The following is a 23,134-nucleotide window of genomic DNA, read 5'->3' on the forward strand; positions in this document are numbered from 1 at the left end:
CGCACCCGAAAATTAACCTGCGACAGCCATTCCGACTGTCATATGTAAACCGTAAAACAAGCCGCGGCCAATGATTTCACCGGCGAGGACGGACACTAAGCCCAGCGCCAGTCCGCCGACGGACGGTTCTTTGCGACGGACAAGCGGGCATATCCAGCAGCCCAGCCCCGCAACCAGCAGGAGGATGCGCCAGACCTGCAGGCTTGCGTAGTCGGGCACCAGCGCGCCAGCGTTTTGTACCGAACTGTGGATTTCGCCGAGCGACAGTCCCTGCAGCACAACAACAGCCACGGTCACCAGCAGGGCCAGCACGCTGATACCGGCGAATCTGGCAGGGCTGCAGGAAACACCCGCAGCCCGCAGCAGCAGGGCGGCAAACAGCGGTCCACTGAGCAGCATCGTCATGAAAAACGCCAGTGTAGTATAGCCATTATACCAGGTTGGGACGGTGTCTATCTGGTAGACGTTGGTCATCGCATAGACAAATACCAGGCCCAGCAACATGCTCAACAGCAGCCAGATTTTACCTATAGCTGCGGGCATTTTACCGAGAAACGCCACCAGCCACCACAGGCCACCGACGGCGAAAAACAGCGAACCGCTGGCAATTTCGTTACTCAGCGCCGATGCGCCAATTCGGTTCAGCGAGTTAAACGCGCGCAGCGGCGAACCTAAATGCATGACTGAGGCGAGAAAGGCGATGCCCATCACCAGCCACAGAAAAAACATGCTGCGCACAATACGCTGTTTTACCGCATCGTCTTTAGTGGTTAGCCAGCCGTAGCCACTTACGATCAGCGCCCCGGCTACGCACTGGCCCAGCACCGTGAACAGTACCAGCGGCCATTCATGCCATCCATTTCCCATTTTACACCTCCTTTGGATTAGCCAGAAAACCCGTGGTATCCCCGGTCGGGCGGCAATTGGCGTTTGGTTTGATCACAATACTCGGTCTGGTGAAGTGCGCACCCGGCAGCGGGGCGACGGCTGCCAGATCACCATGTTTTTTGCGCAGCTCATCAATGGGACCGAAGTCCAACGCACGCAGCGGACAGGACTCGACGCAGACAGGCTTTTTGCCGTCTGCCACGCGGTCATGACAGCCATCGCACTTGGTCATATGCCCTTTGGCGGCATTGAACTGCGGTGCGCCGTACGGACAGGCCATGTGGCAGTAACGACAGCCAATACACACATCTTCATCAACGACCACAAAACCATCATCACGTTTATGCATAGCCCCGCTGGGGCAAACCTTGGTACAGGCCGGATCTTCACAGTGGTTACAGGCAATGGAGAGGTAGTAGGCGAAAACGTTCTGTCGCCAGACGCCGTTGTCTTCCTGCCAGTCACCTCCGGCGTATTCGTAAATCCGGCGGAAACTGACGTCGGGCGTGAGATCCTTGTAGTCTTTGCAGGCCAGTTCGCAGGTTTTGCATCCGGTGCAACGACTGGAATCAATAAAAAATCCATACTGAGTTGTCATGGGTTAGTCCTTAAACCTTCTCGATCTCGACCAGATTAGTGTGCTGTGGGTTGCCTTTTGCCAGCGGTGAAGGGCGCTGTGTTGTCAGCGTATTTACGCAGGCGCCATGATCAATTTTGTCGCCGGTCATATCGGCATCGTGCCATGCACCCTGGCCCATTGCGCTGACGCCAGGCAGGATCCGCGGCGTCACTTTGGCCGCAATACGTACTTCACCGCGGTCGTTAAAGACCCGCACCATATCGCCATTTGCAATACCACGCTTTTGGGCATCGACAGGGTTGATCCACACTTCCTGACGGCAGGACGCCTGCAGAACATCGATATTGCCGTAGCTGGAGTGCGTACGGGATTTGTAATGGAAGCCAAACAACTGCAGCGGAAATGCGCTGCGTTTCGGATCATCCCACCCTTCAAACGTAGAGGCGTAGACGGGAAGCGGACTAATTACTTCGTCCTTTTGCAACTCCCAGGTATTGGCTATTTTCGCCAGTCGACTGGAATAAATTTCAATCTTTCCGGACGGTGTTTTGAGCGGATTGGCCTGCGGATCGTCGCGGAATTTTTTATACGCGACAAAATGCCCGTTAGGGTCTTTACGTTTATAGATCCCCATTTTTTTCAGCTCGTCATAGGAAGGCAGCGCGGGGTCTTTGGCCAGCATTTTTGCATACAAATACTGGAGCCACTGTTCCTGAGTACGGCCTTCCGTAAAGCGTTGATAAATATCATTGCCAAGGCGTTTGGCGACTTCGCTCATTATCCAGTAGATCGGTTTACGCTCGAACTTCGGTGACGTCGCGGGTTGAATAAAAATGAGGTATCCCATGTTGCCCGCATAGTCGTTAGGAATAATGTCTTCCTGTTCGACGGTCATTAAGTCCGGCAGCAGAATATCGGCATATTTGGCCGAAGATGTCATGAAGTTTTCGATGACTACTATCATTTCGCATTTCGTGTCATCCTGAAGGATCTCATGCGTTTTATTGATATCTGAGTGCTGATTAGTAATGGTGTTGCCCGCGTAGTTCCAGATAAATTTAATCGGTACATCGAGCTTATCTTTCCCGCGCACGCCATCGCGGGTTGCGGTCATTTCCGGGCCACGAGCGATGGCGTCGGTCCAGCTAAAGCAGGATATCTGGGTCTTGATGGGATTCTCCGGCAGCGGCATGCGTTCAATCGTGATGGTGTAGGTTGATTCTCGTGCACCGCTATTGCCGCCGTTGATGCCAACGTTGCCGGTCAGGATAGGCAACATCGCGATCGCCCGTGAGGTCAGTTCGCCGTTAGCCTGACGTTGCGGCCCCCAGCCCTGACAAATATATGCCGGTTTTGTGCTGCCGATTTCCCGAGCCAGTTTGATAATGCGATCGGCGGGGATCCCGGTGACATGCGAGGCCCATTGGGGCGTTTTAGCGATACCGTCATCGCCGTTGCCAAGTATATAGGCCTTGTAATGTCCGTTAGCGGGGGCGTCGGCGGGTAGGGTTTTCTCGTCATAACCGATGCAATATGTGTCGAGGAACGCCTGGTCGACAAGATTTTCGTTAATCATAACCCAGGCAAGTCCCGCCACGAGTGCGGCATCGGTTCCCGGACGGATAGGGATCCACTCATCTTCACGACCCGCAGCGGTATCGGTATAGCGCGGATCAATGACGATCATTCGGGCATTAGATCGCTCCCGGGCCTGTTCAAGGAAGTACGTTATTCCGCCGCCGCTCATGCGCGTTTCGGCAGGATTATTGCCAAACATTACTACCAGTTTCGTGTTTTCGATGTCGGATGTGCTGTTGCCGTCATTTGAGCCGTAGGTATAGGGCATTGCTGCCGCGATTTGTGCGGTGCTGTAAGTGCCGTAATGGCTCAGGAAACCGCCATAGCAGTTCATCAGGCGAGCGACCAGCGAGGCATAAGGAGAGGAGCGCGTAATGTTGCCGCCTACAATGCCTGAGGTGTAATTAATATAAACGGCTTCATTACCGTATTTCTCCACGGTATTTTTTAAACTGTCACTGATGGTATCCTGCGCTTCCTGCCAGGTTATACGTTCGAATTTTCCCTCACCACGTTTGCCTACGCGCTTCATCGGATAATTCAGGCGATCCGGATGATTGATCCGTCGGCGGATTGAACGCCCACGCAGACAGGCACGAACCTGGTGCTGACCATAAAGATCGTCTCCGGTCGTATCGGACTCCACCCATACGACTTCGTCATCTTTGACGTGGAGTTGCAGGGCACAACGGCTGCCGCAGTTTACGGAACACGCGCCCCAAACCACTTTCTCTTCAGCCGGTTGTATCGCCTGTTGTACCGCAGCGGCGGCGGTGCGCATTCCAAAAGGTAATGACAGCCCGCCTGCGGCAAGCGCAAGCGAACCGATAGCCGAGGATTTCACTAACGTCCTGCGGCTGATGCCTCCATATTGCTCAGTATCAGACATAACTCACTCCATTATAGTTATCGCTATATATTAATCTCTACAGCGAAATTAATAGCATGCTAATAATGGAGTGAGTTTACCCATTTATGAGTATGTCATCTTAATGCATATCAAACTGGAGTAACCCTCCGCGCACGGAGGGTGAGATTTATTGCGGTTCGACGACGTGTCCGTCTTGTGCAGATGTGCTATTGGCGGGGGCGTTGCCGCTGTTGGTCCGGGTATAGAGAATTTTGTGCGTATCATTTGCACAATGTCCGACTACCTGTGAGTCAGGTTGATCGGCCTGATCGTTGGGGACTATATTCAGCGTGAAGCTGGATTCAGCTACACCATTATTGATGATGCGTTGTTCGATATCGCTTTTTACGCGTTCGCATGACGCGGGTGCCGCCAGAACCTGCGGGGAAGCGACTACCAACATGATCGCGGCAATTCCTGGTATGTATTTCATCATCAGCTCCTTTATGATCGACTTAAACTAAGATTAGCATTTCTGGTGTAAATAACTGTATTTGCTAATATGATTGAGAATTATCTTCTTATCCCGGTGAAAAATGTGAAGAAACAGACCCTGTTAGGTTTCCTGTGCGTCGTGCTGGTTGGCTGTGATAACGCCAAAGGGCTGGTTTCCTTTACGCCGGAAATGGCCAGTTTTTCCAATGAATTTGATTTCGACCCGCTGCGTGGGCCGGTGAAAGATTTCAGCCAGACGCTGCTCAATGATAAAGGTGAGGTCACTAAGCGTGTCGTTGGTACGCTGTCACAGGAAGGGTGTTTCGATACGCTTGAACTGCACGATATTGAAAACAATACCGGTATGGCGCTGGTCCTGGATGCAAACTACTACCGGGATGCCGAAACGCTGGAAAAACGGATCCGTTTACAGGGCAAATGCCAACTGGCGGAACTGCCTGCGGCAGGAGTGGTGTGGGATACCGACGATAACGGTTTTGTCGTTTCTGCCACGGGGAAAGAGATGAAGGTGCAATATAGATATGATGCGGAAGGCTACCCGCTGGGTAAAACAACCGTTAATAAGGACAATACCTTACAGGTTGATGCCAAACCGTCGGTCGACCCGTTGAAGAAGCTGGATTACACCGCGGTGAGCCTGCTCAACAATCATCCGGTAGGCAACGTCAAACAAACGTGCAAATACGATAAATACGCAAATCCGGTCAACTGCCAGCTCGTTATCGTTGACGAGAGCGTGAAGCCGGCAGTTGAACACCATTACTCAATTGAAAACACCATCGCGTACTATTAGTCAGACTTTATTGAGCGGTAGGTTGCAGCAGGTTAGGACCTGACGTTTTATGTTCTGCCAGATACTGCTGCTGGAAGATACACATACGTATAGTGTTGCGGTATTGGCCGTTGATAAAGAATTCATGAATCAGCTCGCCTTCGACCATAAAGCCAAGTTTACGGTAGATGTGGATAGCTTTTTCGTTCTCTTTATCAACGATCAGATACAGCTTATATAAATTGAGTACGGTAAAGCCGTAATCCATCGCCAGCTTAGCAGCCCGGGAAGCCAGACCTTTGCCCTGATAATCAGGGGAAATAATGATCTGGAATTCCGCCCGTCGGTGCACATGGTTAATTTCAACCAGTTCCACGAGTCCGGCTTTTTCACCGTCGCATTCCACCACAAAGCGACGTTCGCTTTGGTCGTGAATGTGTTTGTCATACAGGTCTGACAGCTCAACAAACGCTTCGTAAGGTTCTTCAAACCAGTAACGCATTACGCTGGCGTTATTATCAAGCTGATGGACGAATCGTAAATCTTCACGCTCCAGCGGGCGCAACTTAACACTGAGGGCGCTAGTCATATCGTATCCTTTCAATATCCTTCAAAGTGCAATGATTATGGGGCAACGGTGCGGCCAGTACGGCGGTCAAGGCAGCGCAATGTGTTAGGTTCCCAGTACGCATTAATATTAGCGCTCTGTTCGCATTTATCACGGCTATCAAAGGCTGTATCGGCTTTGTCCCACTCTTTCTCTGCACGTTTGTTGACTTTCTGGCGAAGCTGACGCGTATCGTTCCATTGTTCCTTTTCCATTGCTGCTTGTTGACGACTTTGCGCACTGTCCCCGGATTCAATGACCAGTTTACTGGTTTCAGCAAATGCGGAAGAGGTGTACACAGCCGCAGCCAGCGTCAGCATAGCCGTCAGGCACAGGCGTTTGGTCAGTGTAATTTTCATGGCGAATTCCTTTTATGGGAAAGGGTAAAAACGATAAAACAGGGTTAAATTCTACACTATTCCGGTTTGCGGGCATACCCACCCGGTGGATATGGATACGCTAACGAGATTCTGTCGTATCATAGTTAAACCGAAGGTAACTGAATAACATCAATGCTTAAGACCACATTTCTTTTTTTCGTCACCGCGTTATGCGAAATCATTGGCTGCTTTTTACCCTGGCTTTGGCTTAAGCGAGGGGCTACAGCCTGGTTACTGATACCCGCGGGGGTGTCACTGGCTTTATTCGTCTGGTTGCTGACACTGCATCCGGCAGCCAGCGGGCGTGTATACGCAGCCTATGGCGGTGTTTACGTGGTGACCGCGCTGTTATGGCTACGCATTGTCGATGGTGTAAAACTCAGTTTGTATGACTGGTCTGGCGCGCTGGTGGCGTTGTGCGGCATGTTGATCATTGTGGCTGGATGGGGGCGCGCATAGCGCCTTTTTTTGTGATCAAGCAGTGCTTTTTTGATCTTTATACTTGTATGGTAGTAGCTCAGTTGAGTAAATTTCCTGCATCACAAGAACAGATGTAGGGAATAAGAAATGAAGATTGTTGGGGCTGATGTTTTTGTTACCTGTCCTGGGCGTAATTTTGTGACGTTGAAAATTACGACAGAAGATGGGATCACCGGGCTGGGAGATGCCACGTTAAATGGACGCGAGCTGTCCGTGGCGTCGTATCTGAAAGATCACGTGTGCCCGCAGCTTATTGGTCGTGATGCGCATCGTATTGAGGATATCTGGCAGTTTTTCTACAAAGGCGCGTACTGGCGTCGTGGGCCGGTCACCATGTCGGCGATTTCCGCAGTGGATATGGCATTGTGGGACATCAAAGCGAAAGCAGCCAATATGCCGTTGTACCAGTTACTCGGCGGTGCTTCTCGTGAAGGAGTTATGGTTTATTGCCACACCACTGGCCATACCGTGGATGACGTACTGGAAGATTATGCGCGTCATAAAGAAATGGGTTTTAAAGCGATTCGCGTACAGTGTGGCGTACCGGGCATGAAAACCACTTACGGTATGTCTAAAGGCAAAGGACTGGCCTATGAACCTGCCACTAAAGGGCAATGGCCGGAAGAACAGTTATGGTCAACGGAGAAATATCTCGATTTCACGCCAAAACTGTTTGAAGCCGTGCGCGATAAATTCGGTTTCAACGAACATCTCCTGCACGACATGCATCACCGTCTGACGCCAATTGAAGCGGCCCGTTTTGGCAAAAGCATTGAGCAATACCGTCTGTTCTGGATGGAAGACCCAACCCCAGCTGAAAACCAGGAGTGCTTCCGCCTGATCCGCCAGCATACCGTCACGCCGATTGCGGTAGGGGAAGTGTTCAATAGCATCTGGGACTGCAAACAGCTGATCGAAGAACAATTGATCGACTATATCCGCACCACCATCACCCATGCGGGTGGTATCACCGGTATGCGCCGGATTGCTGATTTCGCGTCGCTGTATCAGGTACGTACCGGTTCACATGGACCTTCCGATCTATCGCCTGTGTGCATGGCCGCCGCGCTGCATTTTGATCTGTGGGTGCCGAACTTTGGCGTACAGGAATATATGGGCTATTCCGAGCAGATGCTGGAAGTGTTCCCACATAACTGGACCTTTGATAACGGCTATATGCACCCAGGAGACAAACCCGGCCTTGGGATCGAGTTTGACGAAAAACTGGCGGCGAAATATCCGTATGACCCTGCATATCTGCCTGTTGCTCGCCTGGAAGATGGCACGCTGTGGAACTGGTAAATATAAATTTTACGTACGAAAGATGTTGATTAACCCAATACCCTACAGAAGGTTAAACTTATGGTTAGTTCAGTCGATATTAAAAACAACGTAGATAATAAGCCCATTATTCGCCGAGTGGCTTCAGCATCCGCAATTGGTACTGCTGCTGAGTATTATGATTTTTTTGCATATGGCACAGCAGCTGTACTCTTTTTTGGCCATTTATTTTTCCCAAGTGATGATCCGTTAATTAGTACACTCGCGGCTTTTGCTACCTATGCTGTTGGTTTCCTCGCAAGACCATTAGGCGGAATTGTCTTTGGACATATTGGCGATAAAGTTGGACGCAAAAAAGCTCTGGTGATTACGATATTAATCGTTGGCTTAGGGACATTCTGTATTGGCTTGTTACCTACATACGAAAAAATAGGTGTATGGGCCCCAGCTTTACTTATTTTTATTCGTGTATTACAAGGCTTTGGTGTTGGAGGTGAACAAGCCGGTGCAGTACTGATGACTGCTGAATACTCTGAACCCAAGCATCGTGGTTTTTTCTCCAGTTGGGTTCAAATCGGCGCTCCGGTTGGCTTCCTTCTGCCTTTGGCACTCTTTGCGTTGTTGAATGCCACGCTTTCTCCAGAGGCAATGATGGATAATGGGTGGCGTATACCGTTCCTGTTAAGCCTGCTACTGGTTATTGTTGGGCTGTTTATCCGCTTAAAAATTGATGAGTCACCAGTCTTTGCTCAGATTAGGGAGACAAAAGCAGAAGAATCGCGACCATTAGTCGAAGTCATTCGTGATTTCCCTGGTATTGTTGTTAAGGGAGTGTGCGCTAAGCTTATTGAAGCTTGCACATTTGCTATGTTTACTGTGATTGTCCTTGCTTACGGTAAAGCAAATAATCTTGATGCAAATATCTTGATGGAGACAATGATTGTCGCAGTGATAATAGAAATTGTTGCCATACCTCTAATGGGATCGCTGTGTGACAGAATTGGGCGTAAACCCGTCTATATTATGGGTGCGCTTCTTCAGGTTGTTATGATTATTCCATTCTTCCTGGCAATTAATCAGGATAATTTCTGGCTAACACAGCTTGTGATGATTCTGGTTCTGAGTTTTGGACATAGTATGTGCTATGCGCCTCAGGCCTCTTATTTCCCGGAGCTTTTCCCTACGCACATTCGCTGTAGCGGTATTGCATTAATTTGGCAGTTAGGATCGCTGATAGGTAGTGGGATCCTGGGGCTGGTGGCTGTGAAGATTCTGCAGGTTACTGGTGGGCATTATTATGGACTGGCAACCTACGTGATTGTACTAGGCGTCATCTCAGTCATTGGTTTGCTAATGATGCCTGAAACCGCGCCGCAGAGACTAAAACGTGAATACCAGCAGTGGCAGAAACACTAATCTTCTTTGGCGGCAGTGTGCCGCCATATTCATCTTTCAGGTGGTATATAGCTTAGATGTTGATGTCATACCAATCATAAAAAGCTTAATGCAAATCAAAACATACAACCATACAGGCGTTACTCTGGAACAGTCCTGATTTCATTTATAAGTAGGCCATACCATGCAAAACAAGCTCTTAGCGGCAAAGGCTGCACTTCCTGACTACGATCGTACAAAACTGGTTCCGCGTATTGTTCATCTTGGGTTTGGCGCGTTTCACCGCGCACATCAGGGGGTTTACGCTGACATTTTGGCTGCAGATCACGGCAGTGACTGGGGCTACTGCGAAGTGAATCTGATTGGCGGCGAGCAGCAGATTTTCGATCTGAAACAGCAAGATAATCTGTATACCGTTGCAGAGATGTCTGCTGATGCCTGGACTGCGAGAGTCGTGGGCGTGGTGAAAAATGCATTGCATGCGCAGGTTGATGGTCTGGAAAGCGTACTGGCAGCGATGTGTGAACCACAGGTCGCGATCGTTTCCCTGACCATAACGGAGAAAGGATACTGCCATTCTCCGGCGACCGGTCAACTGATGTTAGACAATCCAATGATTGCCGCCGATCTGCAAAACCCAAAACAGCCAAAAACTGCGCCAGGCGTAGTGGTTGAGGCTTTGGCACGCCGCAAAGCGGCAGGTTTAGCCGCCTTTACTGTGATGTCCTGCGACAACATGCCTGAAAACGGTCATGTAATGCGTAGTGTTGTCACCGCGTATGCCAGAGCGGTGGATGAAGAACTGGCTGCGTGGATCGAACAACATGTGACGTTCCCGTCGACCATGGTTGACCGAATTGTCCCGGCAGTTACCCCAGAGACACTGGACAAAATTGAACACATCACTGGCGTACGCGACCCGGCAGGTGTGGCATGTGAGCCGTTCCGTCAGTGGGTTATCGAAGATAACTTTGTCGCCGGTCGCCCTGAATGGGAGAAGGCAGGTGCGGAGCTGGTGGCAGATGTCATTCCGTTTGAAGAGATGAAACTGCGTATGCTCAACGGCAGCCACTCTTTCCTGGCTTATCTTGGTTATCTGGCCGGTTATCAACACATTAATGATTGTATGGATGATGAAAACTATCGTCTTGCTGCTCGTGCGTTGATGTTGCAGGAACAAGCACCCACGCTGAAAGTAAAAGGTGTTGATCTACAACGTTATGCCGATCTGTTAATTGAGCGTTACAGCAACCCGGCACTGCGTCATCGTACCTGGCAGATCGCTATGGACGGAAGCCAAAAATTGCCGCAGCGTATGCTTGATTCCGTTCGTTGGCACATTGTAAACGGCAGTCACTTTGATTTACTGGCGCTGGGCGTGGCGGGCTGGATGCGCTACGTCGGCGGTGTGGATGAGCAGGGCCAGGCGATTGAAATTAGCGATCCGCTGTTGCCCGTGATCCAGAATGCGGTGCGTAGCAGTAACGAGGGCGAAGAGCGCGTTCAGGCGCTGCTGGCGATCGATGCTATCTTTGGTCGTGAACTGCCGCAGGTTGAATTGTTCAAAAACCAGGTTACACAAGCATATCTTGCTTTACTGGCTGAAGGGGCGAAGGCGACGGTTGCGAAGTATGCAGCAAAACTGAAGTAACGAAGATTATGTTTTATGTCGCCATCTGGCTTTCAACGGGCCAGATGGCGCTGTGTTTTCTGGCATTCACACCAATTAGTTCATGCCTAAACGAATCAGCTCGAGGGGGGCATATTTGCCTTCACACCCTTCGATTTCCACTGTTTTTCCGCGGCGAATCTGCTCAGCGGTCAGGCCATCGGTATCTATCGCTGTAATACGGCCTGTGAGCCCGGTGTCGCTGATCATGACGCGGCTGCCAGTGGTGATTGCGTTACGGTTACGATCGTATGTTTTCATGGTGTTTTCTCCTTTCCAACTTACCGTCAAAGCCCGTGGGCTTTTAGTCCCACGTAACGGGCGCAATATAAATACGCTTCTCGTTAAGGATTTTTTTTGTTTTCGATCAAAATCACAGCTTTTTTTATGCAGTTATGCAGGAGAGGGGAAAACGCAGGAGAAACTCACCCCGGTGTGAGGCGAGCGTAGTATTAATCTTCGCTGAACCAGTCGCTATTTTCCTGACGAATAAGCTGAACGGACTCACCAATTTCCTGGAGATGGAGCATCATTGCGCGCTCGACCGCATCGCCATCATGTTTCTCAAGGGCGGCAAAGATATCGTGATGCTGGCGTAACAGCATTTCAGGCGGGGAAATATGATCCAGGCTCATATAACGAACGCGGTCAATTGTAGCCTTTATATTCTCAACGGTATCCCAGGCGAGTTGGCACTCGGCGATTAAAGCCAGTTTCTGATGAAACTCATCATCAAGCTGGAAGAAATCATTGATCTGTTTTCGGTCAATTGCTATGCGCTGCTGATGCAAATTTTGTTCAAGCTGATAGCACTGTTGGTCGTTGATCAGCGATGCGGCGCGGCGTACCACGGCACATTCAATCGCCTGGCGGACAAAACAACCATTTTGCACCTGCGACAGCGAAATCTTGTTCACATAGCTGCCACGCTGTGGGCGGATCTGAATCAGACCGTTTTCTGCCAGTTTGATGAATGCTTCTCGTACCGGCTGGCGTGACACATTAAAGCGTACGGAAACCTCTTTCTCAGACAGCGGTGTACCGGGTGCTATCAGACAATGCACGATATCACGGCGAAGAATACGGTAAATCTGTTGATTTACTGGCTGTGTAGGGTTGAGCTGCGTTTCTACGGTCATTCATTCTTACTTTTTAGAGAGTTAACCCGGATATTTTATCACTTCTTTCAGGCTATCTATACCCGGCGCAAGGCCGGGCAGATAAATTAGCTCCGATGAATACTCAGCCCGGCAAAAGACTGTGTGACAGGCATCATTTCAAGGGTGTTGATATTGACATGAGCCGGTAAAGAAGCCACCCACCATACCGCTTCTGTGACATCTTGCGGGGTCAGCGCCGTGGTATTTTCGTAGGCTTTTTCAGCTTTGGCATCATCACCTTTGAAACGGACATTAGAGAATTCCGTACCGCCAACCAGACCCGGTTCGATGTCGGTAACGCGAATGGCAGTGCCGTGTAAATCAGTACGTAAATTCAGGCTAAACTGGCGAACAAATGCTTTGGTCGCACCGTAGACGTTACCGCCAGCGTATGGCCAACTGCCCGCTGTAGAACCGATATTGATAATATGACCGCGGTTGCGTTCAACCATGCCTGGCAGAACGGCACGGGTCATATAAACCAGCCCCTTGTTGTTGGTGTCGATCATATTTTCCCAGTCTTCAACGCTGGCCTTATGGGCAGGCTCAAGGCCCAGCGCCAGACCTGCGTTGTTGACCAGAACATCAATATTGCGCCATTCAGCAGGGAGGGCGTCCAGCATCTCTTCAATTGATGCACGATTACGTACGTCCAGTTGCGCGGTATAGAGGCGGTCACCCAATTCCTCTTTCAGTTCCTGCAGGCGCTCCTGGCGGCGTCCGGTGGCAATAACTTTATGCCCATTCTCAATAAAACGACGCGTAATGCACTCACCAAAACCTGCGGTTGCTCCGGTTACTAAAACGATCATCTCACTGTTCCTCAACGCTTTTTATGTAGTACTACCATAGCACGTCATTTCCGTTCAGAGCTATTCCTGCGTAACGCGATTGCGGTTGATTCCAGGGAAGTCTACTCTGGTAAACAAATCGTTTTCAGGAGTGAAAGATGTTGTTAACGAATCCTTTTTTAAGTCACAGCACGTTGCCGTATCAGGCCCCGCAGTTTGATCAGATAGAGGTGCAGCACTATCGCCCAGCGTTCGATGAAGGCGTGCGGCAAAAACGTGCAGAGATCGAGGCGATTGTGCAAAACCCGCTAGCCCCTGATTTTGCCAATACGTTGCTGGCGCTTGAACAAAGCGGCGCTTTGTTGACACGCGTAACCAGCGTTTTCTTCGCGATGACGGCGGCGCACACCAACGATGAACTACAGCACCTTGACGAAGAGTTTTCCGCGGAACTGGCGAGCCTTGCCAATGATATCTATCTCAATGAATCACTCTTCTCGCGCGTTGACGCTGTCTGGCAACGGAGAGGTTCTCTGAGGCTGGAAAGCGAATCATTACGCTTGCTGGAGGTCATCCACCAGCGTTTTGTACTGGCCGGCGCATGTCTGAATGAGACTGATAAAGCGAACCTTAAAGCGCTCAATACAGAGTCCGCCACGCTGACCAGCCAGTTTAACCAACGGCTGCTGGCAGCGAACAAGTCCGGTGCTCTGGTGGTGGATGATGCACGTTATCTGGAGGGACTCAGCGCTGAGGAAATTGCCGTTGCCGCTGAAGCTGCAAGAGAGAAAGGGCTCGACGCGCGTTGGGTTATCCCGCTATTGAACACGACTCAGCAACCAGCGCTTGCGGCGTTACGCGATCGCCATACCCGTGAAAGTCTGTTCACCCGCGGATGGACGAGAGCAGAAAACAATGACGCTAACGATACTCGGGCTATTATTCAGCGACTGGTCGAGATCCGGATGCAGCAGGCGAAACTACTCGGTTTTTCCAATTACGCTGCATGGAAAATTGCCGACCAGATGGCAAAAACACCGGAAGCTGCACTGACTTTCATGCGGGCGATTGTTCCTGCTGCGCGAGCTCGGGCATTAGATGAACAGGCCGAAATCCAGAATGTTATCAATCACGAACAGGGGCAATTTAACGTCGAGGCCTGGGACTGGGCATTTTATGCTGAGCAGGTTCGTCGTGAGAAATATGCTCTGGATGAGGCGCAGCTCAAACCTTACTTTGCCCTTGATACGGTGCTGAACGAAGGCGTTTTCTGGACGGCAAATCAACTCTTTGGCATAAAATTTATAGAACGGTTCGATATTCCTGTTTATCACCCGGATGTTAGGGTATGGGAAATATTTGATCACGATGGCGTAGGTCTGGCGTTATTTTACGGCGATTTCTTTGCCCGGGAATCGAAAAGCGGTGGTGCCTGGATGGGCAATTTTGTTGAGCAATCGCAACTCAATGAAACCCGGCCGGTTATTTACAACGTGTGTAATTATCAAAAACCGGCAAAAGGTCAGCCTGCATTGTTATTGTGGGATGATGTTATTACGTTATTTCATGAGTTTGGGCACACGTTGCACGGTCTGTTCGCCACTCAGCGTTACGCCACGCTTTCAGGGACCAACACTCCGCGTGATTTTGTTGAATTTCCTTCGCAGATTAACGAACACTGGGCGAGTCATCCGCAGGTCTTCGCTCGTTTTGCTCGTCATGTTGTTACCGGGGAGCAAATGCCGCAGGCGTTGCGAGATAAAATGCAGCAGGCCAGCCTGTTTAACAAAGGTTACGACATGACCGAACTGCTCAGTGCTGCATTGCTGGATATGCGCTGGCACGGTCTGGAAAATAGCGCGTTATCTCTTTCGGTCGATCAATTTGAACAGCAGGCGCTGGCAGCAGAAGGTTTGGATCTCAAGGCCGTGCCACCACGTTATCGCAGCAGTTATTTTGCCCATATCTTCGGCGGCGGTTATGCCGCGGGTTATTACGCCTATCTGTGGACGCAAATGCTGGCCGATGACGGTTATCAATGGTTTGTAGAGCAGGGCGGATTAACCCGTGAAAACGGGCAGAAATTCCGTGAAGCGATTTTGTCCCGCGGAAATAGCACTGATTTAGCTGAACTCTATCGCCAGTGGAGTGGACGAGAACCACGAATGGAGTCGATGCTGGAACATCGTGGTTTGAGCGCGTAAGGTTTGTTCAGAGGGGGAAAGTCCTCAATTCAGCTTAGTTAATCATAATGATGCCGATAAATTCATCATTGTGATGAAAAGGGAATTACGCAGTAGGCCGGATAGCGAAGCGCCATCCGGCCTGCTGCTTACTGTCGCTTCGCGCATCAACAACCGGATGTGATGCCCGTTTATTTGAATTATCTAAGAAAAGAACCCTGCAATTTAACGTCCTTACCGGAAAAAGTTACTTTTACTCTGTGCGACAATCATTGTTCCAAAACGTTGAACTTCATAGAGGTCTTAAACATGCCTGAACGTACAGAACTTGTTGATAAAATCGTCCTTAACAGTCTGCAAACCTACTTTGAGAATTGGCCACTGGCGACAGCAGAGGATATTGTAATTTTTATCCTGACCGTAACAACTCTGACGGTAGCATCACTGACACTGGACATTCATAGCTATAAAAAGCTTAAGGCATACACATCAGCTTTCTTATCGGTTTTTATCTATCCGCGAAAATAAAAGGCTCAATGAACCGCGACCAATTTGAGCCAGGTATGAACTGAGTCGGCGATACTCGCTATGCCGCGACCAGTGGCATAGCGCAATGCTATTGTTAATCGCGGCTTATTAATTACTATTAAAAAATTTACATAAATTTTCTTTTTTATCGTTAAGATAATTCCATCAGAAACGCTCGAACAGGGAGAGAGAACGTGATGATGAGAAATACGAAGGAAATAGATGCAATTTTGATTGAGTTGAACAAGTCCATTGATGCCCACTACAAATGGTTAGTGACAATGTTCCGCTGCGTGGTGTCTTCAGATGTTACACAGCCGGATATTGTGGGTGAAAACTCGCATTGTATTTGTCGATTTGGACAGTGGCTTAATAATCAATCGCGGTACAATGAGGATGATTGTAGTTACGTAAGCAAGATAAATGCCACCCACGAAAAGATGCATTTATTAGGCAAGGAGTTGCTATTGGCTATAGTGGAGAAACGTAGTCATTCATGGCATTTCGACAGTTTCCAGGACGCGCTGCTGGCATTTACCTCATCTGTAATGGACTACAAAATATATTTATTGAATATCCGCAGTAATATCGATGTATTAACAGGTTTACCTGGCAGAAGAATGCTCGATGAGTCTTTTGAGCGGCAGTTGCTCGATGCCGAACCGCTTAATCTCTATATATTGTTGTTAGATATCGATCGTTTTAAATACGTTAACGATACCTACGGCCATTTGGTTGGTGACGTTGTATTGCGGGCTCTGGCATCAAATTTATTGTCATGGACGCGATATGATGAGGTGGCGTACCGCTACGGTGGAGAAGAGTTCATTATCATCATCAGAACAAAAACGGACGAGCAGGCATGCCAGGCGGGTTTGAGACTTTGTCGTTTGATTGGTCAGAAAAAAATTCCCTACTCTGATGGAGAGATCGCTATCACGGTAACGGCTGGCATAACCCGGGTTCAACCGGGTGAAACGCTGGATACCGCGCTTGGTCGGGCTGACAGGGCGATGTATCAGGGGAAACAGACCGGCAGAAATCGCTGTATGTTTATGGATGAAAATGAGCAGATCGCGTTGGTGGACACCAATGACGGGACCTCGTATTCCCTCAGTGCGTGAGTTTTCGAAAACGCTTTGAGGTAGTTGCGTTTCGTTTAACTTTCATTGGGGTTGTTGATGATAGGTTAGCTGACTATCCGTTATCTTCGCAGGGAATTGCCAGATAGCGTATAAAAGCAAAACACAAATCTATCCATGCAAGCATTTACCGCTGGTTTATCCGGCGGTTTTTTTTATCTGTAAATCAGGAAAAAGGTACCACGAGCGCGATTTGGGCAAAAAAATGGCCCCTTGTGCAGCTACGCAACAAGGGGCCGGGTCGGTGCAGGACTATCTCCGTTCATCAATCATCCCATCTGTGGCTAAAATACGCGGCCAGGAAACCGGAAAATAAAATAATTCCCAGAACAGCCATAAAAATATTCATATTACCCAGCATAGTAAATGCTCCTTTATCTGTGAGTTTCCTCTCTTACCTTAAGTTCACCTCGCTTATGACTATAGTAGCAATTCAATCTTAAACAAAGGCTGAACTGTGTGATTATTTCGGCTGAAAAGTAAATTTTTGACATGAGCACGTCGAATAAAATAAATAATAGTGACGAGACACATTTATCTGCGCACAAATAATCCTGTTTTTAAACCCTGAGACGCTGCTATGACAGTGTGCTGCTGACACAGATTGTTGCACGTTTATAATGCAGAGTTGTCTCATGGTGGTTCAATTTTTTGTTTGATTAACCCGTTTGGCGGGAAAATGTAATACTGATTTTTGTGCGCGAGATGCTAATCTGTTGATTTTATATGATGTTTTAATATCTGGCATCGTTTTTGCCTTATCACTTCTGAACACCTTTAATTTGCACCGTTTTGTCTGCCCGGCTGCACCGGAGCTTTCAGCAAGTTTAATTTCAGGAGTGAAACTATGCAGCGTCGTACATTTTTAAAAGCTTTTGCACTTTCTGCCTCTGTTGTAGCAATGGGCGTGAGTTTTAGCGTTCAGGCAGCCGACACCATCAAAGTTGGCATCATGCATTCTTTATCCGGCACGATGGCCATATCCGAAACGCCGCTAAAAGATGTGGCGTTGATGACCATCGATGAAATTAATGCTCAGGGCGGTGTGTTGGGTAAAAAGCTGGAACCGGTGGTGGTTGACCCAGCCTCGAACTGGCCCTTATTTGCTGAAAAAGCAAGGCAGTTGCTGAGTCAGGATAAGGTAGCGGCAGTTTTTGGCTGCTGGACATCGGTTTCGCGTAAATCGGTTCTACCAGTATTTGAAGAATTGAACGGTCTGCTGTTTTACCCAGTGCAATATGAAGGTGAGGAGATGTCGCCTAACGTCTTCTATACCGGCGCAGCCCCCAACCAGCAGGCGATCCCTGCGGTTGAGTATCTGATGAGTGAGGACGGCGGCAGCGCGAAACGCTTCTTCCTGCTGGGCACGGATTATGTTTATCCGCGTACGACCAACAAAATTTTACGCGCCTTTTTGCACTCAAAAGGAGTTGCCGATAAAGACATCGAAGAGGTGTACACCCCTTTCGGACACAGCGATTACCAGACCATTGTCGCCAGTATTAAAAAATTCGCTGCAGGGGGAAAAACGGCGGTGGTATCAACCATCAACGGCGATTCTAACGTTCCATTCTATAAAGAGTTGGCCAACCAGGGCCTGAAAGCTACCGATGTTCCTGTGGTGGCATTCTCCGTGGGTGAGGAGGAGTTACGCGGTATTGATACCAAACCGCTGGTGGGCAACCTCGCAGCCTGGAACTACTTTGAGTCCGTCGATAACGCTGCCAACAAGAAGTTTGTCGCGGATTACCGGGCGTATGCCAAAGCGCACAAATTACCAAATGCTGAATCGGTGGTGACAAACGACCCCATGGAAGCTACGTATGTTGGCCTCCATATGTGGGCGCAGGCGGTAGAAAAAGCCGGAACGACCGATGTGGATAAAGTTCGCGCTGCAATGGCGGGGCAATCCTTCGCTGCGCCATCAGGCTTTACCCTGACCATGGATGCGACCAACCATCACCTGCATAAACCCGTCATGATTGGCGAGATTGAGGGCAATGGCCAGTTTAACGTGGTATGGCAAACCGATGAGCCGGTCCGCGCCCAGCCATGGAGTCCGTACATCGCTGGTAATGATAAAAAATCTGAACAGCCTGTGAAAACCGCCAGCAACTGATCGTGTGCCCTCCTGCGGGAGGGTACCGCTTTGGAGAACGCTCATGAAAGCTATGCGCTTTATTCGTGGTGTGTTGTTGCTGACGTGGTTTTTGCCATGGATAGCACAGGCATCAGATGCCGATACCTTTACAGCCGCAAATCGAACTCAGCAGGCCGCCTTGCTTGAACAATGGGCGGTGAATCCCGATGTTCAGCGCATCCCGCTGCTCAGCGCGTTGCGAGATGAGAATCTGCTGACTGATAACGCGAAAAATACCTTCATCATGAACGGCTCGCACGCACAACCGTTAGGAACAGCGACAACCCCAAACGGCGAGCTAAAAAAAATTCGCCTGACTAACCGCCTGCGTAATCTGGTGGCAGGAACGCAGGCCGTTCATCAGCTTTTAAGTGACAGTGTCACATTAAGGTTAGAGGCAGCTCGTACATTACAGCGTGATGCACAGCCGGGTATGCTGCCGTTTTTACAGCAACGACTGGCTCAGGAGTCAAATGGTGATGTGAAATCCGCGCTGGCTATTGCACTGGCAAATCTGCAGCTGAACAGTTCCTCGCCGGAGGTCAGGCGTCAGGCAATCGAACTATTAGGGGCGTCAAATGATCCTGAAACTCAGGCGCGCCTGCAACCATTCACCCGGGCTGAACATGAACCCGATACCCGCGTGCGTGCTGCCGCTGGCGAAAGCCTGAATTCCATCGCACATCGTATGAAGGTTGGCGATCTTCTTGGACAGGCCTTTATGGGGCTATCGCTGGGTTCTATTTTGCTGCTGGCGGCATTGGGTCTGGCTATAACCTATGGATTACTCGGCGTCATTAATATGGCGCATGGCGAGATGTTAATGCTCGGGGCTTACTGTACCTGGATGGTACAACAGCTGATGAGCCAGTTTTTCCCGCAATGGCTAGCCTGGTATCCGGTTATTGCGCTGCCGGTTGCCTTTTTACTTACCGCGGCGGTGGGAATGCTGCTTGAGCGCGGGGTGATCCGCCATTTATACGGGCGTCCTCTCGAAACGCTGCTGGCGACCTGGGGGATCAGCCTGATGCTCATCCAGTTGGTGCGTATGTCCTTCGGCGCGCAAAACCTGGAAGTCGCCAATCCGGCATGGCTTTCAGGGGGGATTCAGGTTTATGCCAATCTGATTTTACCGTGGAACCGAATTGTGGTGCTTGGCTTTGCCATTCTGGTGCTGTTTTTCACCTGGCTGTTGTTGAATAAAACGCGTCTGGGGCTGCGCGTACGTGCCGTGACGCAAAATCGCAATATGGCGGCCTGCTGCGGCGTACCTACCGGACGCGTCGATATGCTGGCCTTTGGCCTTGGTTCAGGCATTGCCGGGCTGGGGGGCGTAGCGCTCTCGCAGTTGGGCAACGTAGGACCGGAATTGGGGCAAAGCTACATTATCGATTCGTTTCTGGTTGTGGTGCTGGGCGGCGTGGGACAACTCGCCGGGAGCGTGGCCGCGGCGTTTGGACTGGGGATCTTCAATAAAATTCTGGAGCCTCAGGTGGGGGCGGTTCTAGGCAAAATCATGATTCTGGTGCTGATTATTCTGTTTATTCAGAAACGTCCGCAGGGGTTGTTCGCGCTAAAAGGGAGGGTTATTGACTGATGACGATGCCAATGACATTAACGCTGGCGCGTAAAGCGCCACGCGCGACGCGCATCCTGGGGCTGGGGTTATTGCTGGCGTTGATTACTCTGCCGTTTCTTGCGCTGTTACCTGCGGACCATCCGCTGGCTATATCGGTGTGGACGCTAACGCTGGCCGGGAAAATTCTCTGTTATGCCATTGTCGCGGTCGCGCTGGATCTGGTGTGGGGCTATGCCGGCATGCTCTCGCTGGGACACGGTATTTTCTTTGCGCTGGGAGGGTATGCGATGGGAATGTACCTGATGCGCCAGGCCTCTGGCGAAGGATTACCGGCCTTCATGTCATTCCTGTCGTGGAGCGAGTTGCCGTGGTTTTGGTGGGGGACGCAACATTTTATCTGGGCGCTCCTGCTGGTCGTTCTGGTTCCTGGCCTGCTGGCGCTGGTATTCGGTTGGTTTGCCTTTCGGTCAAAAATCAAAGGGGTCTATTTCTCTATCATGACCCAGGCCCTGACTTTCGCAGGAATGCTGCTGTTTTTTCGCAACGAAACGGGTTTTGGGGGAAATAACGGTTTTACCGGCTTTACCACCATTCTGGGATTCCCGGTAACCGCCACCTCAACCCGTATCGCGCTGTTTCTGGCGACGGTCATGCTGCTGGTGCTGGCATTATGGCTGGGACAGGCGCTGGCCCGCAGTAAGTTCGGCCGTATTCTGACTGCCGTGCGCGATGCAGAGAACCGTCTGATGTTCTGTGGTTACGATCCGAAAGGTTTCAAGTTACTGGTGTGGACGCTTTCCGCTGTACTGTGCGGCCTGGCAGGAGCGCTGTATGTTCCGCAGGTGGGGATCATTAACCCTAGCGAAATGTCGCCGACCAACTCGATTGAAGCGGCGATTTGGGTTGCCCTCGGCGGACGTGGAACCCTGATCGGCCCGGTATTCGGCGCCGTGTTGGTGAATGGCGCGAAAAGCCTGTTTACCGTCATCATGCCGGAATACTGGCAGCTGTTTCTTGGCCTGATCTTTATTGGCGTTACGCTGTTTTTACCCCGAGGTGTAATTGGTCTGTTTCGCAAGGGAGACAAATAATGCAGCCAGATGAAGGGCTATTTACTCGCCAGATGCCGGGGGATCGGTTTCGCAACCAGACTGATCCGGTGCTACAGCTGGAAAAAATTAACGTTAACTTCGATGGCTTTCAGGCGCTAACCGATCTCACGCTCAATATTGGGGTTGGGGAACTGCGTTGCATCATCGGGCCCAACGGCGCCGGAAAAACAACGTTAATGGATGTCATTACCGGCAAAACCAGGCCGCAAAGTGGTCGTGCGATATACGATCAGTCGACCGACTTAACGACGCTGGATCCCATTGCCATTGCACGTCAGGGGATTGGACGGAAATTTCAAAAGCCCACGGTATTTGAAGCATTAACGGTGGAAGAGAACCTGGAGCTGGCGCTGAAAAATGATAAATCTGTCTGGGGTTCTCTACGGGCACGACTCTCAGGCGAACAGCGGGATCGTATTGATGAAGTACTTGCGCTGTTGCGGCTGGGTAATGAGCGGGCCCGCCGCGCTGGTCTGCTTTCGCATGGGCAAAAACAGTTTCTCGAAATTGGCATGCTGCTGGTACAGGAGCCGCATTTACTGCTACTGGATGAACCCGCGGCGGGGATGACGGATGCGGAAACGGAATACACGGCGGAGCTGTTTCGCCAGCTTGCCGGTAAGCACTCTCTGATGGTTGTTGAGCACGATATGGGATTTGTCGAAACCATTGCCGATCGCGTCACAGTATTACATCAAGGACGTGTCCTGGCTCAGGGGAGTCTGCGTGAAGTGCAGGCCAACGAGCAGGTTATTGAAGTTTATCTCGGGCGTTAAGGAGTGCAGATGCTGCAGGTGAAAGAACTCAATCAATATTATGGTGGCAGCCATATTCTACGCGGGGTGAACTTTGAAGCGCGTATCGGTGAGGTGACATGTCTGCTGGGGCGTAACGGCGTGGGGAAAACAACGCTACTTAAGTGTCTGATGGGGCTTATTCCGGCCCGCAGCGGAAGTGTGCTCTGGCAGGAGAAAAATGTCACTCACTGGAAGCCGCATCAGCGGGTCAGGGCCGGTGTGGCGTATGTCCCGCAGGGGCGTGATATTTTTCCGCGTTTGACGGTAGAAGAGAATCTGCTGCTCGGCCTTTCCCGTTTTTCAGCACCGGAGGCACGACATGTGCCGGATGATATTTACGCGCTCTTTCCGGTTTTACAGGAAATGAAGCATCGGCGGGGCGGAGATTTGTCCGGCGGGCAGCAGCAGCAACTGGCGATTGGACGAGCACTGGCAAGTCGCCCACAATTGTTGATCCTTGATGAGCCTACCGAGGGGATCCAGCCGTCGGTGATTAAAGAGATTGGTCAGGTGATTTCCCAACTGGCGCATCGCGGCGATATGGCCATTTTGCTGGTGGAGCAGTTCTATGATTTTGCCGAGCAGCTCGCCGACAAATACCTGTTGATGTCGCGGGGCAGCATTATTCAAAGCGGCGACGGTAAAAATATGGAGGCCGAGGGCGTTCGGGGACTGGTTGCTATCTGAGGTATGCGACAGAGCGACT

Annotated in this window: 23 protein-coding genes; 13 read left to right on the plus strand and 10 right to left on the minus strand. The window is 50.3% G+C overall.

Annotated features, from left to right (window positions below):
• Window positions 1-12: 12 nt before the first annotated feature.
• From WN16_RS15005 to WN16_RS15020, 4 genes are all read right to left on the minus strand, one after another.
• On the minus strand, window positions 13-867 hold the full coding sequence (locus tag WN16_RS15005) for a dimethyl sulfoxide reductase anchor subunit family protein (protein WP_044699858.1): 855 nt from the start codon (window positions 865-867) through the stop codon (window positions 13-15).
• Window position 868: 1 nt separating this feature from the next.
• On the minus strand, window positions 869-1,486 hold the full coding sequence (locus WN16_RS15010; RefSeq protein ID WP_044699855.1) for a DMSO/selenate family reductase complex B subunit: 618 nt from the start codon (window positions 1,484-1,486) through the stop codon (window positions 869-871).
• Window positions 1,487-1,496: 10 nt separating this feature from the next.
• A complete protein-coding gene (ynfE, locus tag WN16_RS15015; protein WP_088169098.1) occupies window positions 1,497-3,935 on the minus strand; it encodes a selenate/tellurate reductase subunit YnfE in 2,439 nt (812 codons plus the stop codon).
• Between the two features lie 148 nt (window positions 3,936-4,083).
• Window positions 4,084-4,392 carry a DUF1161 domain-containing protein gene (locus WN16_RS15020; RefSeq protein WP_086538958.1) on the minus strand — a complete coding sequence of 103 codons (309 nt, stop codon included), beginning with the start codon at window positions 4,390-4,392 and terminating at the stop codon, window positions 4,084-4,086.
• Between the two features lie 102 nt (window positions 4,393-4,494).
• On the opposite strand from WN16_RS15020, the gene WN16_RS15025 reads away from it, so the two are divergent.
• Entirely contained in the window at window positions 4,495-5,205 is a 711-nt protein-coding gene (locus WN16_RS15025) for a YnfC family lipoprotein (RefSeq protein ID WP_080942005.1), read from the plus strand.
• Between the two features lie 7 nt (window positions 5,206-5,212).
• Here WN16_RS15025 and speG read toward each other — a convergent pair whose 3' ends face one another.
• Together speG and WN16_RS15035 are read right to left on the minus strand one after the other, a co-directional pair.
• Window positions 5,213-5,773 (minus strand): spermidine N1-acetyltransferase, encoded by a 561-nt coding sequence (gene speG, locus WN16_RS15030; protein ID WP_003032379.1) that lies wholly within the window; start codon window positions 5,771-5,773, stop codon window positions 5,213-5,215.
• A gap of 35 nt (window positions 5,774-5,808) precedes the next feature.
• Window positions 5,809-6,150 carry a DUF1283 family protein gene (locus WN16_RS15035; protein ID WP_003032382.1) on the minus strand — a complete coding sequence of 114 codons (342 nt, stop codon included), beginning with the start codon at window positions 6,148-6,150 and terminating at the stop codon, window positions 5,809-5,811.
• 153 nt (window positions 6,151-6,303) lie between these two features.
• Here WN16_RS15035 and WN16_RS15040 point away from each other — a divergent pair, with 153 nt between their 5' ends.
• The 4 genes from WN16_RS15040 (at window position 6,304) to WN16_RS15055 (ending at window position 10,978) form a co-directional block, all read left to right on the plus strand.
• On the plus strand, window positions 6,304-6,630 hold the full coding sequence (locus tag WN16_RS15040; RefSeq protein WP_044699845.1) for a YnfA family protein: 327 nt from the start codon (window positions 6,304-6,306) through the stop codon (window positions 6,628-6,630).
• A 108-nt stretch (window positions 6,631-6,738) separates the two neighbouring features.
• Entirely contained in the window at window positions 6,739-7,953 is a 1,215-nt protein-coding gene (gene rspA / locus WN16_RS15045; protein WP_003032386.1) for a starvation-sensing protein RspA, read from the plus strand.
• Window positions 7,954-8,013: 60 nt separating this feature from the next.
• Window positions 8,014-9,348 carry an MFS transporter gene (locus WN16_RS15050; RefSeq protein ID WP_044699843.1) on the plus strand — a complete coding sequence of 445 codons (1,335 nt, stop codon included), beginning with the start codon at window positions 8,014-8,016 and terminating at the stop codon, window positions 9,346-9,348.
• Window positions 9,349-9,511: 163 nt separating this feature from the next.
• Window positions 9,512-10,978, plus strand: a complete 1,467-nt coding sequence (locus tag WN16_RS15055; protein ID WP_044699842.1) for a mannitol dehydrogenase family protein — start codon at window positions 9,512-9,514, stop codon at window positions 10,976-10,978.
• A gap of 75 nt (window positions 10,979-11,053) precedes the next feature.
• Here the strand turns inward: WN16_RS15055 and ydfZ are convergent, their stop codons facing one another.
• From ydfZ to ydfG, 3 genes are all read right to left on the minus strand, one after another.
• Complete coding sequence (gene ydfZ, locus WN16_RS15060) at window positions 11,054-11,257, minus strand: putative selenium delivery protein YdfZ (protein WP_003032393.1); 204 nt, start codon at window positions 11,255-11,257, stop codon at window positions 11,054-11,056.
• A 191-nt stretch (window positions 11,258-11,448) separates the two neighbouring features.
• Entirely contained in the window at window positions 11,449-12,135 is a 687-nt protein-coding gene (locus tag WN16_RS15065) for a GntR family transcriptional regulator (RefSeq protein ID WP_003032396.1), read from the minus strand.
• 86 nt (window positions 12,136-12,221) lie between these two features.
• Window positions 12,222-12,968 (minus strand): bifunctional NADP-dependent 3-hydroxy acid dehydrogenase/3-hydroxypropionate dehydrogenase YdfG, encoded by a 747-nt coding sequence (ydfG, locus tag WN16_RS15070; RefSeq protein WP_003032398.1) that lies wholly within the window; start codon window positions 12,966-12,968, stop codon window positions 12,222-12,224.
• 140 nt (window positions 12,969-13,108) lie between these two features.
• Here ydfG and dcp point away from each other — a divergent pair, with 140 nt between their 5' ends.
• From dcp to WN16_RS15085, 3 genes are all read left to right on the plus strand, one after another.
• The gene (gene dcp / locus WN16_RS15075) at window positions 13,109-15,151 is read left to right on the plus strand and encodes a peptidyl-dipeptidase Dcp (RefSeq protein WP_087878859.1); all 2,043 of its coding nucleotides are present in this window, start codon (window positions 13,109-13,111) and stop codon (window positions 15,149-15,151) included.
• Window positions 15,152-15,439: 288 nt separating this feature from the next.
• On the plus strand, window positions 15,440-15,658 hold the full coding sequence (locus tag WN16_RS15080; RefSeq protein WP_003836310.1) for a hypothetical protein: 219 nt from the start codon (window positions 15,440-15,442) through the stop codon (window positions 15,656-15,658).
• A 197-nt stretch (window positions 15,659-15,855) separates the two neighbouring features.
• The gene (locus WN16_RS15085; protein ID WP_044699837.1) at window positions 15,856-16,782 is read left to right on the plus strand and encodes a diguanylate cyclase; all 927 of its coding nucleotides are present in this window, start codon (window positions 15,856-15,858) and stop codon (window positions 16,780-16,782) included.
• A gap of 283 nt (window positions 16,783-17,065) precedes the next feature.
• Here the strand turns inward: WN16_RS15085 and mgtS are convergent, their stop codons facing one another.
• Window positions 17,066-17,161, minus strand: coding sequence for a protein MgtS (gene mgtS, locus WN16_RS15095; protein WP_003032406.1), 96 nt, complete (start codon window positions 17,159-17,161; stop codon window positions 17,066-17,068).
• A 486-nt stretch (window positions 17,162-17,647) separates the two neighbouring features.
• On the opposite strand from mgtS, the gene urtA reads away from it, so the two are divergent.
• The 5 genes from urtA to urtE are packed head-to-tail and all read left to right on the plus strand — an operon-like array spanning window position 17,648 to window position 23,115.
• Window positions 17,648-18,919 carry an urea ABC transporter substrate-binding protein gene (gene urtA / locus WN16_RS15100; RefSeq protein ID WP_003032408.1) on the plus strand — a complete coding sequence of 424 codons (1,272 nt, stop codon included), beginning with the start codon at window positions 17,648-17,650 and terminating at the stop codon, window positions 18,917-18,919.
• A gap of 43 nt (window positions 18,920-18,962) precedes the next feature.
• Window positions 18,963-20,537, plus strand: a complete 1,575-nt coding sequence (gene urtB / locus WN16_RS15105; protein ID WP_044699835.1) for an urea ABC transporter permease subunit UrtB — start codon at window positions 18,963-18,965, stop codon at window positions 20,535-20,537.
• On the plus strand, window positions 20,537-21,610 hold the full coding sequence (gene urtC, locus WN16_RS15110; protein WP_044699833.1) for an urea ABC transporter permease subunit UrtC: 1,074 nt from the start codon (window positions 20,537-20,539) through the stop codon (window positions 21,608-21,610). The genes urtB and urtC overlap by 1 nt, the downstream gene beginning before the upstream one ends.
• Window positions 21,610-22,407, plus strand: coding sequence for an urea ABC transporter ATP-binding protein UrtD (urtD, locus tag WN16_RS15115; protein WP_032935768.1), 798 nt, complete (start codon window positions 21,610-21,612; stop codon window positions 22,405-22,407). Before urtC ends, urtD begins: the two co-directional genes overlap by 1 nt.
• A gap of 9 nt (window positions 22,408-22,416) precedes the next feature.
• The gene (urtE, locus tag WN16_RS15120; protein WP_003032416.1) at window positions 22,417-23,115 is read left to right on the plus strand and encodes an urea ABC transporter ATP-binding subunit UrtE; all 699 of its coding nucleotides are present in this window, start codon (window positions 22,417-22,419) and stop codon (window positions 23,113-23,115) included.
• Window positions 23,116-23,134: the final 19 nt, after the last annotated feature.

Source organism: Citrobacter sp. ABFQG (assembly GCF_004322975.1).
Taxonomy (GTDB): domain Bacteria; phylum Pseudomonadota; class Gammaproteobacteria; order Enterobacterales; family Enterobacteriaceae; genus Citrobacter; species Citrobacter freundii.

Excerpts from the sequence above, each read along its gene's own strand:
- WN16_RS15005 (WP_044699858.1), bottom strand. The coding sequence starts at position 867 with ATGGGAAATGGATGGCATGAATGGCCGCTGGTACTGTTCACGGTGCTG.
- WN16_RS15010 (WP_044699855.1), bottom strand. The coding sequence starts at position 1,486 with ATGACAACTCAGTATGGATTTTTTATTGATTCCAGTCGTTGCACCGGA.
- ynfE (WP_088169098.1), bottom strand. The coding sequence starts at position 3,935 with ATGTCTGATACTGAGCAATATGGAGGCATCAGCCGCAGGACGTTAGTG.
- WN16_RS15020 (WP_086538958.1), bottom strand. The coding sequence starts at position 4,392 with ATGATGAAATACATACCAGGAATTGCCGCGATCATGTTGGTAGTCGCT.
- speG (WP_003032379.1), bottom strand. The coding sequence starts at position 5,773 with ATGACTAGCGCCCTCAGTGTTAAGTTGCGCCCGCTGGAGCGTGAAGAT.
- WN16_RS15035 (WP_003032382.1), bottom strand. The coding sequence starts at position 6,150 with ATGAAAATTACACTGACCAAACGCCTGTGCCTGACGGCTATGCTGACG.
- WN16_RS15040 (WP_044699845.1), top strand. The coding sequence starts at position 6,304 with ATGCTTAAGACCACATTTCTTTTTTTCGTCACCGCGTTATGCGAAATC.
- rspA (WP_003032386.1), top strand. The coding sequence starts at position 6,739 with ATGAAGATTGTTGGGGCTGATGTTTTTGTTACCTGTCCTGGGCGTAAT.
- WN16_RS15050 (WP_044699843.1), top strand. The coding sequence starts at position 8,014 with ATGGTTAGTTCAGTCGATATTAAAAACAACGTAGATAATAAGCCCATT.
- WN16_RS15055 (WP_044699842.1), top strand. The coding sequence starts at position 9,512 with ATGCAAAACAAGCTCTTAGCGGCAAAGGCTGCACTTCCTGACTACGAT.
- ydfZ (WP_003032393.1), bottom strand. The coding sequence starts at position 11,257 with ATGAAAACATACGATCGTAACCGTAACGCAATCACCACTGGCAGCCGC.
- WN16_RS15065 (WP_003032396.1), bottom strand. The coding sequence starts at position 12,135 with ATGACCGTAGAAACGCAGCTCAACCCTACACAGCCAGTAAATCAACAG.
- ydfG (WP_003032398.1), bottom strand. The coding sequence starts at position 12,968 with ATGATCGTTTTAGTAACCGGAGCAACCGCAGGTTTTGGTGAGTGCATT.
- WN16_RS15080 (WP_003836310.1), top strand. The coding sequence starts at position 15,440 with ATGCCTGAACGTACAGAACTTGTTGATAAAATCGTCCTTAACAGTCTG.
- WN16_RS15085 (WP_044699837.1), top strand. The coding sequence starts at position 15,856 with ATGATGAGAAATACGAAGGAAATAGATGCAATTTTGATTGAGTTGAAC.
- mgtS (WP_003032406.1), bottom strand. The coding sequence starts at position 17,161 with ATGCTGGGTAATATGAATATTTTTATGGCTGTTCTGGGAATTATTTTA.
- urtA (WP_003032408.1), top strand. The coding sequence starts at position 17,648 with ATGCAGCGTCGTACATTTTTAAAAGCTTTTGCACTTTCTGCCTCTGTT.
- urtB (WP_044699835.1), top strand. The coding sequence starts at position 18,963 with ATGAAAGCTATGCGCTTTATTCGTGGTGTGTTGTTGCTGACGTGGTTT.
- urtC (WP_044699833.1), top strand. The coding sequence starts at position 20,537 with ATGACGATGCCAATGACATTAACGCTGGCGCGTAAAGCGCCACGCGCG.
- urtD (WP_032935768.1), top strand. The coding sequence starts at position 21,610 with ATGCAGCCAGATGAAGGGCTATTTACTCGCCAGATGCCGGGGGATCGG.
- urtE (WP_003032416.1), top strand. The coding sequence starts at position 22,417 with ATGCTGCAGGTGAAAGAACTCAATCAATATTATGGTGGCAGCCATATT.